14 protein-coding genes and 2 tRNA genes are annotated in these 16,567 nt (G+C 72.9%); 15 read left to right on the top strand and 1 reads right to left on the bottom strand.

Annotated elements, in window-relative coordinates; genetic code table 11:
- The first annotated feature begins 37 nt into the window (after positions 1 to 37).
- From GPJ59_RS05605 to GPJ59_RS05595, 3 genes are all read left to right on the top strand, one after another.
- The gene (locus tag GPJ59_RS05605; protein WP_445271632.1) at positions 38 to 1,312 is read left to right on the top strand and encodes a glutamate-5-semialdehyde dehydrogenase; all 1,275 of its coding nucleotides are present in this window, start codon (positions 38 to 40) and stop codon (positions 1,310 to 1,312) included.
- A 75-nt stretch (positions 1,313 to 1,387) separates the two neighbouring features.
- Positions 1,388 to 1,945 (top strand): SCO2584 family spore wall biosynthesis protein, encoded by a 558-nt coding sequence (locus tag GPJ59_RS05600; RefSeq protein WP_219665251.1) that lies wholly within the window; start codon positions 1,388 to 1,390, stop codon positions 1,943 to 1,945.
- 39 nt (positions 1,946 to 1,984) lie between these two features.
- Positions 1,985 to 3,100 (top strand): SCO2583 family membrane protein, encoded by a 1,116-nt coding sequence (locus GPJ59_RS05595; protein WP_219665250.1) that lies wholly within the window; start codon positions 1,985 to 1,987, stop codon positions 3,098 to 3,100.
- A 26-nt stretch (positions 3,101 to 3,126) separates the two neighbouring features.
- Here the strand turns inward: GPJ59_RS05595 and GPJ59_RS05590 are convergent, their stop codons facing one another.
- Entirely contained in the window at positions 3,127 to 4,215 is a 1,089-nt protein-coding gene (locus GPJ59_RS05590) for a M48 family metallopeptidase (RefSeq protein ID WP_219665249.1), read from the bottom strand.
- A 141-nt stretch (positions 4,216 to 4,356) separates the two neighbouring features.
- Here GPJ59_RS05590 and GPJ59_RS05585 point away from each other — a divergent pair, with 141 nt between their 5' ends.
- The 12 genes from GPJ59_RS05585 to GPJ59_RS05530 all read left to right on the top strand — a co-directional run bounded on the left by GPJ59_RS05585 (position 4,357) and on the right by GPJ59_RS05530 (position 15,920).
- Positions 4,357 to 4,524: a hypothetical protein gene (locus GPJ59_RS05585; RefSeq protein ID WP_219665248.1), complete on the top strand. Its 168-nt coding sequence runs from the start codon at positions 4,357 to 4,359 to the stop codon at positions 4,522 to 4,524.
- 32 nt (positions 4,525 to 4,556) lie between these two features.
- Complete coding sequence (nadD, locus tag GPJ59_RS05580) at positions 4,557 to 5,174, top strand: nicotinate-nucleotide adenylyltransferase (protein WP_219665247.1); 618 nt, start codon at positions 4,557 to 4,559, stop codon at positions 5,172 to 5,174.
- A gap of 31 nt (positions 5,175 to 5,205) precedes the next feature.
- Entirely contained in the window at positions 5,206 to 6,849 is a 1,644-nt protein-coding gene (locus GPJ59_RS05575; RefSeq protein ID WP_219665246.1) for a LytR C-terminal domain-containing protein, read from the top strand.
- A gap of 86 nt (positions 6,850 to 6,935) precedes the next feature.
- Entirely contained in the window at positions 6,936 to 7,382 is a 447-nt protein-coding gene (gene rsfS, locus GPJ59_RS05570) for a ribosome silencing factor (protein ID WP_219665245.1), read from the top strand.
- Entirely contained in the window at positions 7,379 to 8,032 is a 654-nt protein-coding gene (locus tag GPJ59_RS05565) for a histidine phosphatase family protein (protein WP_219665265.1), read from the top strand. Before rsfS ends, GPJ59_RS05565 begins: the two co-directional genes overlap by 4 nt.
- A 125-nt stretch (positions 8,033 to 8,157) precedes the next feature.
- A tRNA-Ala gene (locus GPJ59_RS05560) sits at positions 8,158 to 8,230 on the top strand.
- 137 nt (positions 8,231 to 8,367) lie between these two features.
- A complete protein-coding gene (locus GPJ59_RS05555) occupies positions 8,368 to 8,601 on the top strand; it encodes a hypothetical protein (protein ID WP_219665244.1) in 234 nt (77 codons plus the stop codon).
- A gap of 204 nt (positions 8,602 to 8,805) precedes the next feature.
- Positions 8,806 to 8,878 (top strand) — tRNA-Ala (locus GPJ59_RS05550).
- Positions 8,879 to 9,129: 251 nt separating this feature from the next.
- Positions 9,130 to 12,000, top strand: a complete 2,871-nt coding sequence (gene leuS / locus GPJ59_RS05545) for a leucine--tRNA ligase (RefSeq protein ID WP_219665243.1) — start codon at positions 9,130 to 9,132, stop codon at positions 11,998 to 12,000.
- A gap of 241 nt (positions 12,001 to 12,241) precedes the next feature.
- The gene (locus tag GPJ59_RS05540) at positions 12,242 to 13,027 is read left to right on the top strand and encodes a hypothetical protein (protein ID WP_219665242.1); all 786 of its coding nucleotides are present in this window, start codon (positions 12,242 to 12,244) and stop codon (positions 13,025 to 13,027) included.
- A gap of 457 nt (positions 13,028 to 13,484) precedes the next feature.
- On the top strand, positions 13,485 to 14,330 hold the full coding sequence (locus GPJ59_RS05535) for a DegV family protein (RefSeq protein WP_219665241.1): 846 nt from the start codon (positions 13,485 to 13,487) through the stop codon (positions 14,328 to 14,330).
- An 894-nt stretch (positions 14,331 to 15,224) separates the two neighbouring features.
- The gene (locus GPJ59_RS05530) at positions 15,225 to 15,920 is read left to right on the top strand and encodes a ComEA family DNA-binding protein (protein WP_308120149.1); all 696 of its coding nucleotides are present in this window, start codon (positions 15,225 to 15,227) and stop codon (positions 15,918 to 15,920) included.
- Positions 15,921 to 16,567: the final 647 nt, after the last annotated feature.

Genomic DNA, 16,567 nt, shown 5'->3' with positions numbered 1-16,567 from the left:
GGCCGGCCCCCCACGCCCCGGTACTACCCTGGGCGGCATGACCTCGCACAACGAAGCCTCCCCGGTCCAGGCCACCGCCCAAGCCGCCCGCACCGCCGCCGCAGCGATCGCCCCCCTGCCGCGGTCCGCAAAGGACACCGCGCTGCTCGCCATCGCCGACGCCCTGGAGGCCCGCACCGCCGAGATCGTCGAGGCCAACGCGCAGGACATCGCGAAGGCCAGGAGCGCCGGCACCAGCGAGACCGTCATCGACCGCCTCACCCTCACCCCCGAACGGGTGGCGGCCATCGCCTCCGACGTCCGCGACGTCGCCGCCCTCCCCGACCCGGTCGGCGAGGTCGTCCGCGGCTCCACCCTCCCCAACGGCATCGACCTCCGCCAGATCCGCGTCCCCCTGGGCGTCGTCGGCATCATCTACGAGGCCCGCCCCAACGTCACCGTCGACGCCGCCGCGCTGTGCCTGAAGTCCGGCAACGCGGTCCTCCTCCGCGGCAGCTCCTCCGCGTACGCCTCCAACACGGCTCTGGTCGCCATCCTGCGCGACGCCGTCGCGAGCACCGGCCTGCCCGCGGATGCGATCCAGCTCGTCCCCGGCGAGAGCCGCGACTCCGTGCGCGAGCTGATGCGGGCCCGCGGCCTGGTCGACGTCCTCATCCCGCGCGGCGGCGCCTCCCTGATCAAGACCGTGGTCGAGGAGTCCACCGTCCCCGTCATCGAGACCGGGACCGGCAACTGCCACGTCTACGTCGACGCCCAGGCCGACCTGGACATGGCGGTCGAGATCCTGATCAACTCCAAGGCCCAGCGGCCCTCCGTCTGCAACGCCGCCGAGACCCTCCTGGTCCACCGCGACATCGCCGACGCCTTCCTGCCGCGTGCCCTCGACGCGCTCGCCGACGCCGGCGTGACCGTCCACGGCGACGAGCGTGTGCTGGGCGCCGCCACCGACACCAAAGCCACCGTGCTGCCCGCCACCGACGAGGACTGGGCCGCCGAGTACCTCTCCTACGACATCGCCGCCGGCGTCGTGGACTCCCTCGACGACGCGGTCGCGCACATCCGCCGCTGGACCTCCGGCCACACCGAGGCGATCGTGACCACCTCGCAGGCCGCCGCCCGCCGGTTCACCCAGCTGGTCGACTCGACCACCGTCGCGGTGAACGCCTCCACCCGGTTCACCGACGGTGGCCAGTTCGGGTTCGGCGCGGAGATCGGCATCTCCACCCAGAAGCTGCACGCCAGGGGCCCGATGGGGCTGCCGGAACTGACCTCGACCAAGTACATCGTCACCGGCGACGGTCACATCCGGTAACCACCGGGCATCCCCGTGTGGCCGGATTTCGCGCACGGCCTGCCCAAAGCCGCCCCCCAGGTCTAGTCTGGTCCCGTGCCGGACGACGTGGGGGGCAAGCCGTTCCCGGACGACGGGGAGCCCGACGACGACCGCGGGGGCGCGGACCAGGACTTCGCCTCCGTGGTGTTCGACGAGGACTTCGTCCGGAGCGCCGAGATCCATGAACCGAGCGCCGCGGAGCGCCAGCGGGCCGCCGAGGCCGCCCGCGCGGTCGCCCACGGCCACGACGGGTACGAGGGCTTCGAGCCCCACGACATACGCGGTTACGCCTACGGGCCCGACGGCTCCCCGTACGGCTACGGCCCGGACGGTTACCCGTACGGCGGCTACGGCGAGGGCTACGGATACGGCCCGTACGGGGCCTACGGCGGCGCCCTGCGCCCCTACCGCGGCCGCTCCCGCTGGCTGCGGCCCGTCGCCTGGGTCCTGGCCGTGGTGATGGGCATCGGCATGGTCGCCCTCGCCTTCACCGCCGTCTACCGGGGCGCCTCCAACGACCCCGAACCGCCCGCGCCGGCGCCTTCCAGCACCCCGCTGACCGAAGTCACCGGCACTGGCGCGTTTATGTATCCCGCCTCCCGCCAACCCTGAAAGTACGACCCCTCTCGCGCGCGACGGCGGGGAGACGCCATGGCCGTACCAGGAGATCCACCTGACGGCACCCCCGAGGACGAATACCGGTCGGTGGTGTTCGACGAGGACTTCGTCCGGGCTGCCCGGCTCCAGGAGTTCTCGGCACAGGAGCGCATGGGCGAGCACGCCCGCGCCGTGCGCAGCCGCTCCCTGTGGTCCGGCGGCCGCGGCCCCGGTGACGGCACCCCCAGCCGCCGCTCCCGGCAGGGCCTGCTGCTGGTGCTGCTGATCGCGACGGCCTTCGCCGCGGCCGTCTACATGGGTATGCGCACCCCGTACGTGACCCCGGCCGACACCCGCGCCGAGCCGCTGACCAGCACGGTCGTCCCCCTCACCCCGTCGCGCACGGTCCCCGGCGGGCGGCCCGCCGAGCTGTACGCCCAGAGCCCGGCCGCCGACTACCGGATCGGCGCGGCCGGCATCACCATGCCCGCCGTGCACCGCACCCAGCACTTCACCGACGCACAGGTCGTCACCGCCCTGACCATCGCCAAGGACTACCTCGTGCAGTCCTCGCTGGAACCGGACGTGCTGGCCGGCACCGCGACCCGGCCCGTACGGCTGCTGCTCGACCTCGACCAGGTGGGGCAGTTCGACCGCAGCCTGAACTCCCCGTCGGGCGACGGGCGGCACGCGGTGACCGGCTGGCTGGTCCGCTTCGACCCGGCCACCGCGGTGGTGGCCGATTCCCGCGTCCGGGTGAGCGGCACCCTGGACGTCGACGAGGTGGCCCCGGACGTGCTGGAGGTCACCACGGACCACACCTTCGTGTACGCCGTCCGGCCCGCCGGCGCCGCCCCGCAGAGCTCGCCGGACAGCGCCTCGCTCTTCACCGTCCGGCGCGAGCTGCGGCTCCGCTTCGACCGGGACGACCTGGTCGCCCGCCGGGCGGAGCTGGTGTCGGCGTACGTGGTGGCCGGACCGCAGGACTGCGCGGCCGAGACGGCCGACGCCTTCCGGCCGCTGCCGGCCGGGTCCACGGCCACCACGGTGGGCCCGCCGGCCACCGACCCCTACACCAGCGGGCAGGTGCGCCGCACGGCCGGGCTGTGCGGCGTACTGGCCGCGCCGACGGACCCGCCGTCGGCGCCGTCCGCCCAGCCGGACCGGTAGGCCACCACCCGGCCGCCTCTAGCCAGCTAGTCCGTGGCGCCGTCCTTGCCGGCGGCGGTGCCGCCGCTGCCGGATCCGGATCCGGAGCCGGCGAACTTGTCGCGCAGCTTGCCGCCGATGTCGCCCGCCAGGTCGCTGGCGCCGCCCGCTATGTCGCCGACCAGCTTGAACAGCGGGTCCTTGCTGGTGCGCACCGCGTCGGCGTAGTGCGCGGCCGACTGCCGGAAGGAGTCCGTGACCGAGGTGTCCTTGTCGTCCTCGCGGCTCGGGTAGTGGCCGTCCATGATCCGCTGGAAGTCGCGGCTCTGCGACCACTTCCGCAGCTCCGCGGCCCGCACGGTGGTGAAGGGGTGCGAGCGGGGCAGCACGTTGAGGATCTTGAGCACGGAGTCGCGCAGGTCGCCGCTGGCCTCGTACTCCTCGGCCTGGGCGAGGAAGGCGTCCACGTTCATCTCGTGCAGGTGGTTGCCGCCCGCGATCTTCATCAGGCCGCGCATCGAGGCCTGCACGTCCTGCCCGACCAGCAGGCCCGCCCGGTCCGCCGACAGCTCCGACTTGCGGAACCATTCGCGCAGCGCCGTCACGAGCGCCATGATCGCCACATTGCCCAGCGGGATCCACGCGACCTTCAGCGCCAGGGTCGTCAGGAACAGCAGGATCGTGCGGTAGACCGCGTGGCCCGACAGCGCGTGGCCCACCTCGTGGCCGATGACCGCCCGCATCTCCTCCTCGTCGAGCAGCTCGACCAGGCCCGTGGACACCACGATGATCGGCTCGTCCAGCCCGATGCACATGGCGTTCGGCATGGGGTCCTGCTGCACGTACATCTGAGGGACCTTCTCCAGGTCCAGGATCCAGCAGGCGTCGCGCAGCATCGCGTGCAGGTGCGGGAACTGGGTCTCGCCCACCCGCACCGATTCCGACAGGAACGCCAGCCGCAGGCTGCGCTCCGGGAGCAGGGCGCTGAGCGCCTTGAACACCGTGTCGAACCCGTTGAGCTTGCGCAACGCCACCAGGGCCGAGCGGTCCGCCGGATGCTCGTACGCCCGCGAGGAGATGCCCGGGAACCTCCTGCGGTCCCGGGCCGGAACGGTCCCCGTGGTGCTCTCTGTCATCCTGCTCCCCCTTGATCGGCCTGCCGTGCCTTCTCGTCTATCCTCTCCAACGCCTGAGTCGGCGTGAGCGTGCCCCAGGCACCCACTTACGATGTGAGCGAAGTCTCCGCTCGCTTCCCGACCCGAATAGGTACCTGTCTGATGAGCCTCTCCAGCACCGCCCAGAGCCTGGTTCTCCTCGCCTCGGAGGGGGCCGAGCAGCACGGCGGCAACCACGACAGCCTGAACCCCTACCTCACCGGTGGCGGCGCGTTCGTCATCCTCATGCTGATGCTGTGGGTGACCACCCGCCTCAACCGCGACCGCTGAGTCCCCGCGGCGGGCCGGTAGGGTCTGCGCTCATGGGAGAGCAGGAAATGCCTACCGGCCCGGTCAAGCGCCGGCTCGGCGTGATGGGCGGGACGTTCGACCCGGTCCACCACGGACACCTCGTGGCCGCCAGTGAGGTGGCCGCGCTGTTCCACCTGGACGAGGTGGTGTTCGTACCGACCGGCCAGCCGTGGCAGAAGTCGCAGCGGGCGGTCTCGCCCGCCGAGGACCGCTATCTGATGACGGTCATCGCCACGGCCTCGAACCCGCAGTTCTCCGTCAGCCGCATCGACATCGACCGGGGCGGCCCGACGTACACGATCGACACGCTGCGGGACCTGGCGACGCTCAACGACGACGCCGACCTGTTCTTCATCACCGGCGCCGACGCCCTCGCGCAGATCCTGACGTGGCGCAACGCCGAGGAGCTCTTCTCCCTCGCGCACTTCATCGGCGTCACCCGCCCCGGCCACCACCTCACCGACGACGGCCTGCCCGAGGGCGGGGTCTCCCTGGTCGAGGTGCCGGCGCTGGCCATCTCGTCCACGGACTGCCGGGCGAGGGTGGCCCAGGGCGATCCTGTGTGGTATCTCGTGCCGGACGGTGTGGTGCGCTACATCGACAAGCGGAAGCTGTACCGGGGAGCCTGAGGGTCCGGATCCGGCAGAGAGGGGCACCGCGGTGAACGAGGAGCAGCAGCTCGTCGGGTACGACGCCTACGGGCGGCCGGTGTACGCCGCCGTGCCCCCTCGCCAGGGCCACCCCCCGCAGCAGTACCCCCTCCAGGAGCAGCCGTACGGGCAGCCGTACGGGCAGCCGTACGGGCAGCAGTACGGGCCGTACGAGCAGCAGTACGGCCAGCAGTACGGCCGGCCGTACGGACAGCAGCCCTACCCGGACGCGCAGGCCCCGGTCCAGCCGCCCCAGCCCCAGCCCCAGCAGTGGATCCCCCAGCAGGCCCCGGCTTCCTGGGCGGCCGCCCCCGGACCCGGCGCCGCCCAGGTGCCCGAACCGCGCAGGGGCGAGCCCGGCCGCGAGCCCAACCGGGCGCCCACCCCGGACTACCGCACCGAGCAGTTCGCCTTCCTCGACCAGCCGGACGAGGACTCCGACGACGTCATCGACTGGCTGAAGTTCACCGAGAGCCGCACCGAGCGCCGCGAGGAGGCCCGCCGCCGCGGCCGCAACCGCGTCGTGGCCCTGATCGTCGTCCTCGCCCTGTTCGTCGTCGGCGGCATCGGCTACCTCTGGTACGCGGGCAGGCTGCCGGGCCTCGGCGGACCGCCGGAGCCCGCTGCCGCCGGCGCTCCCGTCGGGCCGCAGCAGCGCGACATCATCGTCGTCCACCTGCACCACACCAAGAAGGGCGGCACCTCCACCGCCCTGCTGGTCGACAACGCCACCACCCGGCAGGGCGCCACCGTCCTGCTCCCGAACGCCCTCGCCGTCCCGCGCGACGACGGCACCTCGGTCGGGCTGGGCAAGTCCGTCGAGGAGGACGGCCTCGGCGGCACCCGCGAGGCCCTCGACTCGATCCTCGGCACCCGCATCGGCGGCACCTGGCGGCTGGACACCCCGTACCTGGAGAACCTCGTCGAGCTCGTCGGCGGCATCGAGGTGGACACCGACACGGCCGTGCCGGCCGACGAGCAGGCGAGGACGCCGGCCGTCGCCCAGGGCCCGAAGCAGACCCTGAACGGCGCGATGGCCGTCGCGTACGCCACCCACCGCGCCGCCCCGAACGAGCCCGAGGCCGAGCAGCTCGGCCGCTTCGGCAAGGTGCTGCACGCGGTCCTGCGCAAGGTCTCCAGCGACCCGCGGGCGGCCACCGTCACCGTGGAGACCCTGGCCCAGATCCTGGACCCCTCGCTGAACGAGCAGGCGCTCGGCACCTCGCTCGCCAAGCTCGCCGAGCACGCCAAGGTCGGCGACCACCGCACCGAGACGGTCACCGTGAAGGCCGACGGCACGCTCACCGACGAGGCGAGCCGCAAGGTCGTCAGGGAACTCCTCGGCGGCACCCCGAGCGCGGCGCAGAGCGGCGCCGCGCCCCGCGTGGGCCTGCGCGACGCCACCGGCGACGACAGGACGCAGAACGCGGCGCGGGCGGCCCTGATGAACGGCGGCTACGCGCTGGTGGACGGCGGCCGGGCCGGCCAGACCCGGACCACGTCGCAGATCACGTACCGGGACGACGCGCAGCGGGAGAAGGCGGTCGAGGTCGCCAAGACGCTGGGCCTGCCGGAGACGGCCGTCACAAAGGGTGACAGCACGGTCAACGCGGACGTGGTGGTCACCCTCGGCAAGGACTTCAAGGCGCCCTGACCAGGGGCGCGGGTAATGACGTGGGCGGTGTCCGTGGCACATGAGACCCTTGTACGGATCTGCCCGCCGACCCGAAAGCATGGCCAGTGACCGCCACGGACCGCTCCATCGAGCTCATCAACGTCGCCGCCCAGGCGGCCGCCGACAAGCTCGCGCACGACATCATCGCCTACGACGTCAGCGACGTGCTGTCGATCACGGACGCCTTCCTGCTCGCCTCCGCGCCCAGCGACCGCCAGGTCAAGTCGATCGTCGACGAGATCGAGGAGAAGCTCCTCAAGGAGCTCGGCGCCAAGCCGGTCCGCCGCGAGGGCGACCGCGACGCCCGCTGGATCCTGCTGGACTACGTCGACATCGTCGTGCACGTGCAGCACAGCGAGGAGCGGGTCTTCTACGCGCTGGAGCGCCTGTGGAAGGACTGCCCCGAGATCGAGCTGCCCGAGGACGCCAAGCAGACCAAGGGCAAGGCGGAGGAGCACGCCAAGCTGCGCGCCGCGCAGGCCGAGGACGACGTGGACGGTGATCTGTTCTGAGCACGACGAGCACCCGGCCCGGCCGCAAGATCGTTCTGTGGCGGCACGGCCAGACCTCCTGGAACCTCGAACGCCGCTTCCAGGGCTCCACGGACATCGAGCTGACCGAGACCGGGGTGGCGCAGGCGCGCCGCTCCGCCCGCCTGCTGGCCTCCATGCGGCCCGAGGCCATCGTGGCCTCCGACCTCAAGCGGGCCGCCGCGACCGCCGCCGAGCTGGCCGCGATCACGGGGGTGTCCGTCGAGCACGACGAGGCGCTGCGCGAGACGTACGCGGGCGAGTGGCAGGGCCTCACGCACGACGAGATCCTGGAGAAGTACGGCGAGCAGTACGCCGCGTGGAAGCGCGGCGAGCCGGTGCGCCGCGGCGGCGGCGAGCTGGAGACCGAGGTCGCCGAACGGGCGGCCCCCGTGGTGCTGCGCCACGCGGAGCGGCTCACCGGGAACGGCACGCTGGTCGTGGTCAGCCACGGCGGCACGATCCGCACCACCATCGGCCGGCTGCTCGGCCTGGAGGCGCGCTCCTGGGAGAGCCTGGGCGGGCTGTCCAACTGCTGCTGGTCGGTCCTGGGTGAGGGCGCCCGCGGCTGGCGGCTGCTGGAGCACAACGCCGGCACCCTGCCGGAGCCGGTGCTCGGCGACGACGACTGAGGGCCTCGCCGACGGCCGCCGCCGGTGCCCGCCGACCGGATTTCACTTTCCGGCTGGTCACAGGCTAGAGTTCTTCTTGTCCGCAGCGAGGACCGCAGGAAAGAGCGGGAAACGCGGTGGAGAGCGGGGCTATAGCTCAGTTGGTAGAGCGCCTGCATGGCATGCAGGAGGTCAGGAGTTCAATTCTCCTTAGCTCCACAGAAGAAGGATCCCGTCCCCAACAGGGGGCGGGATCCTTGGTCTTTGTACCTGCTGACCCCCACCGCACCGACATGGCAGAATCGGACGGCCGGAGGGGGAGACGACGGCCCGACGCGGGAGGGAGTCGCTGACGGATGGGTGCACACCGACGGCGGTGCGACTGGTGCGACAACGGCACGCCGATCGTGCGGGACATGGACCCGGTGAACCCCGATTACCAGTACTGGTGCGAGGAATGCGCGCGGGCGCTGATCATAAAAGGCGACCCGATCGAGACGTACCGCGAGCTGGAGGGGGAGCCGATCTACGGCCGGCTGCTCGACGAGCACTGCACGCTCAAGCGCTTCTACAGCTTCGCCCGGGCCTGAGACCGTACGCGTCATGGCCTGTCCGTACGCATCATGGCCCGAGATCCGGACGCGCCATGGCCTGGAATCCGTACACGTCACGGCAAATCGGACATGGGTGAAACCGATTTTTGGTCCTGGGCCATGACCGTGTAATGTTCTGGGTGTCGCCAGGGAAGAGCGGAGCGGGAAACCGGCCGGGAAGCCAGGCGGCGAGCAGGACAAGGGGCTATAGCTCAGTTGGTAGAGCGCTTGCATGGCATGCAAGAGGTCAGGAGTTCAATTCTCCTTAGCTCCACAGTGCAGAAGCGGGCCACCCGGATCGGGTGGCCCGCTTCTCGTTGTACGGAACGATCGAGCGGCCCCCGTGACCGCTGCGGTACCCTGGGCGCCATGCGTGCCGTACGCCTTCTGCTTACCGAGCCGCGCTGAACAGTGCCGACCGGCACGGATCCCGGTCGGACCCGGCGCGGCGTCCCCTCCTGTGCGAGGGGTTTTTTCGTTTGGGGCCGAAGACGGCAGAGACGATCGATGGAGCTTGTAGGAATCATGAGCGAGACGAACACCCCGGCCACCGAGGCGGCCGAGGCGCACCGTTACACGGCTGCGATGGCCGCCGACATCGAGGCACGCTGGCAGGACGTATGGGACGCGGAGGGGACGTACGAGGCCCCGAACCCGACCGGTGACCTGGCGGGTGACCCCGCGGTCGTCGCGCGGCCCAAGAAGTTCATCATGGACATGTTCCCGTACCCGTCCGGTGCGGGCCTGCACGTCGGCCACCCGCTGGGGTACATCGCCACCGACGTCTACGCCCGCCACCAGCGGATGACCGGCCACAACGTCCTGCACACGCTGGGCTTCGACGCCTTCGGCCTGCCGGCGGAGCAGTACGCCGTGCAGACCGGCACCCACCCGCGGGTGTCCACCGAGGCGAACATCGAGAACATGAAGGCGCAGCTGCGCCGGCTGGGCCTGGGCCACGACAAGCGCCGCTCGTTCGCGACGATCGACCCGGACTACTACAAGTGGACCCAGTGGATCTTCCTGCAGATCTACAACTCCTGGTACGACACCGAGGCCGCGAAGGCCCGCCCGATCGCCGAGCTGGTCACCGCCTTCGAGACCGGCTCCCGCGAGGTCCCCGGAGGCCGCGCCTGGGCCGACCTGACCGCCGCCGAGCGGGCCGACGTACTGAACGGCTACCGGCTGGCGTACGCCTCCGACGCGCCCGTCAACTGGTGCCCCGGCCTGGGCACCGTGCTGGCCAACGAGGAGGTCACCGCCGACGGCCGGTCCGAGCGCGGCAACTTCCCCGTCTTCAAGGCCAAGCTGAGCCAGTGGAACATGCGGATCACCGCCTACGCGGACCGCCTGCTGGACGACCTGGACGCGCTGGACTGGCCCGAGGCCATCAAGCTGCAGCAGCGCAACTGGATCGGCCGCTCCGAGGGCGCCCGCGTCGACTTCGCGCTGGGCGACGAGGCCGTCACCGTCTTCACCACCCGCCCCGACACGCTGTTCGGTGCCACCTACATGGTGCTGGCGCCCGAGCACCCGTTGGTGGAGAAGTTCATCCCGGCCGCCTGGCCCGAGGGCACCCACCAGGTGTGGACCGGCGGGCACGCCACCCCGGCCGAGGCCGTCGCGGAGTACCGCAAGCAGGCCGCCGCCAAGTCCGACGTCGAGCGGCAGGCCGAGGCCAAGGACAAGACCGGTGTCTTCACCGGCGAGTACGCCGTCAACCCGGTCAGCGGCGAGAAAGTCCCGGTCTTCATCGCCGACTACGTGCTGATGGGCTACGGCACCGGCGCGATCATGGCCGTGCCGGCGCACGACAGCCGCGACTTCGAGTTCGCGCGCGCCTTCGAGCTGCCGATGCGCTGCGTGGTCGCCCCGACCGACGGCCGCGGCACCGACCCGGCGGAGTGGGACGACGCGTTCGTCTCGTACGACGCCGCCCTGGTCAACTCCACGGGCGCCGGGATCTCCCTGGACGGCCTGGGCGTGGCGGAGGCCAAGGCCGCCATCACCGAGTGGCTGGCCGAGCGCGGCATCGGCGCGGGCACGGTCAACTTCCGGCTGCGCGACTGGCTGTTCAGCCGGCAGCGCTACTGGGGCGAGCCCTTCCCGATCGTCTACGACGAGGACGGCGTCGCGCACTCCCTGCCCGAGTCGATGCTGCCGCTGGAGCTGCCGGAGGTCGAGGACTACTCGCCGCGCACCTTCGAGCCGGACGACGCGGACTCCCAGCCGGAGACCCCGCTGTCCCGCAAGGCCGACTGGGTCAACGTCGAGCTGGACCTGGGCGACGGACGCGGAGTCCGCCCGTACCGGCGCGAGACCAACACCATGCCGAACTGGGCCGGCTCCTGCTGGTACGAGCTGCGCTACCTGGACCCGCACAACGAGTCCGCGCTGGTCGACCCGGCCGTCGAGCAGTACTGGATGGGCCCGCGCGAGAGCGCCCCGCACGGCGGTGTCGACCTGTACGTGGGCGGCGCCGAGCACGCGGTGCTGCACCTGCTGTACGCCCGCTTCTGGTCCAAGGTGCTGTTCGACCTGGGCCACGTCTCCTCGGCGGAGCCGTTCCACAGGCTGTTCAACCAGGGCATGATCCAGGCCTACGTCTACCGCGACGAGCGCGGCTTCCCGGTCACGGCCACGGAGGTCGAGGAGCGCGACGGCAAGTTCTTCTTCCAGGGCGAGCCGGTCAAGCGCGAGCTGGGCAAGATGGGCAAGTCCCTGAAGAACGCCGTCACGCCGGAGACCATCTGCGAGGAGTACGGCGCCGACACGCTGCGCCTGTACGAGATGGCGATGGGCCCGCTGGACGTCTCCCGCCCGTGGGACACCCGCGCCGTGGTCGGCCAGTACCGGCTGCTGCAGCGCCTGTGGCGCAACATCGTCGACGAGGAGACGGGCGCCGTCACCGTCGTGGACGCGGAGCCGGGCGAGGACACCCTGCGCGCGCTGCACAAGGCGATCGACGGGGCCGGCTCGGACATGGCGGGCCTGCGCTTCAACACCGCCATCGCCAAGATCACCGAGCTGAACAACACCCTGACGAAGGCGGGCCGCCCGCTGGAGCGCTCGGTGGCCGAGCGGCTGGTCCTGCTGGTCGCCCCGCTGGCCCCGCACATCGCGGAGGAGCTGTGGCACCGCCTGGGCCACACCGGCTCGGTCGTCCACCAGGACTTCCCGGTGGCGGACCCGGCGTACGTCGTGGACGAGACGGTGACCTGCGTCGTGCAGATCAAGGGCAAGGTCAAGGCGCGCCTGGAGGTGCCGCCGACGATCTCCGAGGCGGACCTGGAGCAGCTGGCGCTGTCGGACGAGGCCGTGGTGGCGGCGATCGGCGGGGCCGAGATCCGCAAGGTGATCGTGCGCGCGCCGAAGCTGGTGAACGTGGTCGTCTGAGGCCGCTGGCGGGCTGACGGCTGACAGCTGACGGCTGACGGCCGGCGGCTGGCGGCTGGCGGGCTGTCGCCGGGCTGCCGTCGGGCACGCGGCCGACCCGGCCGGGGGCGGCTAGGGGTTGTCCCGTACGGGCAGGTTGGGGGTCCATCTGGAACCCCTGACCTGCCCGTTGCGTTTACGGTGGAGGGGAAGCCTGAGGCCCGGGAGTGCCCAGGCGACGGAGCAGGGGAGAGGGACCGCCATGGAGGCCGCGTTGATCATCTTCGCGCTGATGCTGCTGGCCCTGGTCGGCCTAGGGGTGTACGCCACGGTCAAGGTGGTGGGGGCGGCGAAGCGGGGCGTGGAGCGCACGGTGACCCAGGCGCGGCGCACGGTCGAGGACGCCTCGCTCCGGGCGAAGAGCTTCGGCCAGATCGGCACGGCGGGCACGCTGGCGCAGCTGCGGCTGGACCTGCGGACGTCCATGCGGGCCACCCAGGAGGCACTTCACCAGGGAGTGCGCACGGACGCGTCGCTGCAGGAGTCCCTCAGCCTCTTCGAGCGCCTGAGCGCGCACGGCCGCGAGCTGGACGACGAGCTGAAGCGGCTGGAGCAGGAGCCGGACAAGGGCAACCTCGCGCAGCGCCTGCCGGAGCTGCGGGAGCGCACGCAGCGGATCACACAGTCCGCGGACTCCCTGCGCTGGGCGGTACACGACCGGGCCCGCCGCTTCTCGGACGACGAGCTCTCGCTGCTGTCGTCCGAGATCGAGGTCGAGTCCACGGCCCTGCGCGACTGGTCGGTCCAGCAGCCCCCGTCGGCCGCACCCTCCGCCCCGGCCCCGGGACCTGCGGCGTCCGCGCCTTCGCCGTCGCCGGCCCCGAACGCGCCGTCGCAGACGACGACCCCGACCACGCCGTCGCCGACGACGGCCCCCACTCCGCCGCCGCCCACCGCCCCGGACCCGCGCCGCCCGGCCCTGGACGCCTCCCGCCCCGCATCCCCGTACCCGTGGACGAAGACCACCCGCCCGGAGACGACCACCTGAGACGGGGCTGGGGCGGAGCGGGGTTCGGGGTTCGGGAGTTCGGGGGTTCGGGGGTGCGGAGCGGCCCCGCGGGCCCTGCTCGGCCGGAGGGAGCTGCCCGGCGGAGCATCGAGGAGACGGTCTCCTTGGCACGCGGCGGGTTGGTGCCGCCCGGCCGCGGCACCCACGGCGTCGGCCGGCGGCACCGCCCGGCCGTGAGCCGGGCGGGGCACGGTGCCCCGCTTCGCGGGGAAGGGGCGAAGCCCCGGAGGGGCGCCGGTGCGGAGCTCCCCGGGGGTGCGGGCGCAGCCCGCTGGCGTATCCCGCCGGAGCCCGCGGGGCGGCGCTCCGGGGGCGCGGAGCCCCGGTAGGGTCCGGGCGGAGCCCGTCTTCGGGAGGGGGCGGGGTGGGGGGAACGGCCCGCGCAGCGGACAGCCTGAGCTGCCGCAAGCCCCTCACTGGCGGTACCCTCCGCCTCATGTCCCGCCATGTCGCGATCGTCACCGATTCCACGGCCTATCTGCCCCAACAGGCAATGGCGCGGCACGGGATCACCTCCGTCCCGCTGACCGTGGTGCTCGGCGACGAGGCCCTCGAAGAGGGCACCGAGATCTCCGCCCGCAGCCTCGCCGCCGCCCTCCAGAAGCGCCGTCCCGTCACCACGTCCCGCCCCAGCCCCGAGGACTTCGTCCGGGCCTACCGGGCGGCCGCGGACGCCGGCGCGACCGGCATCGTCAGCCTGCACCTCTCCGCCGAGTTCTCCGGGACCTACGACGCCGCCGTCCTCGCGGCCCGCACCGCGCCCGTCCCCGTCCACGTCGTCGACACCGGCATGGTCGCCATGGCCCTCGGCTTCTGCGCCCTGGCCGCCGCCGAGACCGCCGAGGCCGGCGGCTCGCCCGACGAGGCCGTGGCGGCCGCCGAGAAGCGCGCCGCCGGCATGTCCGCGTTCTTCTACGTCGACACCCTCGACTACCTGCGCCGCGGCGGCCGGATCGGCGCCGCACAGGCCCTCCTGGGCTCCGCGCTCGCGGTCAAGCCGCTGCTGACCCTCGACGGCGGCCGTATCGAGATGCTGGAGAAGGTACGGACGGCCTCCAAGGCCATCGCCCGGCTCGAGGAACTGGCGGTGGAGCGGGCCGGCACGGGCAGCGTGGACGTGGCCGTGCACCACCTCGCCGCACCCGACCGTGCGGAGAAGCTCGCCGAACGGTTCCGCGAACGCATCCCCGGCTTGGTGGAGCTGCACGTCAGCGAGGTCGGCGCGGTCATCGGCGCGCACACCGGCCCGGGCCTGCTGGCAGCGGTCGTCTCTCCACGCTGATCCACGCTGATTTGCGCTGACTGCCGCCGTTCACCGGAACGGGTGACCGGATTATCCACAACCGCCCGCCCATCCACCGGAATTCAGGCTTCCGAACGCGGGTCGGTGCTCGCCCCTACCGTCGTCGGCATGACGAATCGACAGCTGCGTACGCGCACCACCGCCAGGCCTGCCGGCGCCACCAGCGGCCCCGGCCGGGCCCTCTCCTCCGAAGGGCGGCTGCGGCACCGCCGCACCCGCTCCCGCATCCGTACGGACCTCGCGGCAGCGACCGTACGCCGCCGCGCCGAGACCTTGCTACCCGGCCACGCCCCACCCCCACCGACCCAGGCCGTGCCGTCCCCGGCCGCACCACGCCCAGTCGCACCGTCCCTGGCCGCACCGTCCCCGGTCGCGCCACCCCTGGCCGGGCCGTCCCCGGCCGTTCCGTCCCGGGTCCGGCCAGCCTCTGTCCGGCCGACCGGCGTCCTGCCACGCTCGGTTGCGTCAATCCTGGCCGCGTCACGCCCGGTCGCGCCGGCCCGGGTCCGGCCGCCCTCTGTCCGTCCAACCGGGGTCTTGCCGCCCTCGGTCCCGTCATCCGCGGTCCCATCACCCTCGGTCCCGCCGTCCCGGGTCCCGCCATCTGAGGCCCCGTGGTTCGCGGTCCTGCCATCCTCGGTCCCGTCACCCTCGGTTCCGCCGTCCCGGGTCCCGCCGTCCCGGGTCCCACCATCCGAGGCCCCGCCGTCCGCGGTCCCGCCATCCTCTGTCCCCTCACCCGCTGTCCCCTCACCGTCAGCCGTCGGCGCGGCGCGGACCGGGGCCACCGTGAGTGCGTCGCCCTCGCGCAGCGCCCCGACGTCGGCCCTTGGCGAGGCGCCGACCCTTGGCGAGGCGCCGGCCCCTGGCGAGGTGCCGCCTCTGGGCCGGGCGGAGGCCGCCCGTCTCGCCCTGCGCGAGCGGCTGCCGCTGTGGCTCCAGAGCCGGTGCGGACTGGAGCGGCGCCCGCTGGGTGCCATGGCCGTGCTCCTCGTCGTGGGACTCGGTGTCGCCGCCCAGCAGTACTGGTCGGCCCGCCCGCAGCCGGTGACCGCACCGGCCGCCGTCACCCCGGTCGCCGTGGCCGCCAGCGACTCCGGCGACCGCCCACCCGGGCCGGCCCCGTCCGCCACCGCCGGTAGCCCCGTCGTCGTGGACGTCAGCGGCAAGGTCCGGGACCCGGGCGTGCGGCGGCTGCCCGCCGGTTCGCGGGTGGCGGACGCCCTCGCCGCCGCTGGCGGAGCCCGGCCAGGCACGGACACCACCGGGCTCAATCTGGCCCGTGTGCTCGTCGACGGCGAGCAGGTCCTGGTCGGAGCCCCCGCGCCGCCGTCAGGGGCGGCCGCGCCGCCCGGACCCGGCGCGGGCGGCGCCCCCGGGCCGCTCAGCCTCGCCAGCGCCACCGTGGAGCAACTGGACGGGCTGCCCGGCGTGGGCCCGGTCCTCGCCCGGCACATCGTGGACTTCCGCACCGCCCGCGGCGGCTTCCGCTCGGTCGAGGACCTGCGGCAAGTCACCGGCATCGGCGAACGGCGGTTCGCCGAGCTGCGCCCGCTGGTCCGGCTGTGAAGCCCCCCGAGGATCCGCCCCGGCAGGATCCGCCCCGGCAGGATCCGCCCCGGCAGGATCCGCCCTGGCAGGATCCGCCCAGCGAGGGTGCGCTTGTTGAGGGACCGCCCCACGAGGACTCGCGCCACGAGGTTCCGCCCCGCGAGGGCTCGCACCGCGAGGGTCCGCCCCCGAAGGGGCTGTTCAGCGAAGGTGCGCCCCGCGAGGGCACCCTCGTCGAGGGCCCGCCCCGCGAGAACGCGCTCGGCGAGGGGCCGCCCCGTGAGGGTGCAAAAAGCGAGGGTCCGGCCCGCGAGGAGGCCCTGAGCCGGGGGCTGCCCGGAGAGGGTCCGCCCCGCGAGGGGGCCGCCGGGGAAGGTTCACCCGCCGAGCGTCCGCTGGACCTGCGGTTGGTCGGGCCGGCGCTGGTCGCCTGGGCTGCGGCCGCGCTCGCCCTGGGGGTCCCCGGCCACTGGGCGGCCGTCGGCGCGGGGCTGTGTGCTGCCGGGGCCGTAGCCCTGGTCCTGGCGGGGTACCGGCGGGGCGGGGGCCGCGGGGGGCTGTGTCACGGGCCCGGGGGGGGCTGCGATCTTAAGCTACGCCGGCGACGGTCCTCTCGCGTGTGTGGTGTTTGTGGTGCTGGGGTGTAGGGATGGGCCTAGGAGGAT

Origin of the sequence: Streptomyces bambusae (genome assembly GCF_019400985.1) — a bacterium.
Taxonomy (GTDB): domain Bacteria; phylum Actinomycetota; class Actinomycetes; order Streptomycetales; family Streptomycetaceae; genus Streptomyces; species Streptomyces bambusae_A.
Note: the sequence above shows the minus strand (reverse complement) of the source record. Positions and strands in the feature narration are given on the sequence as shown.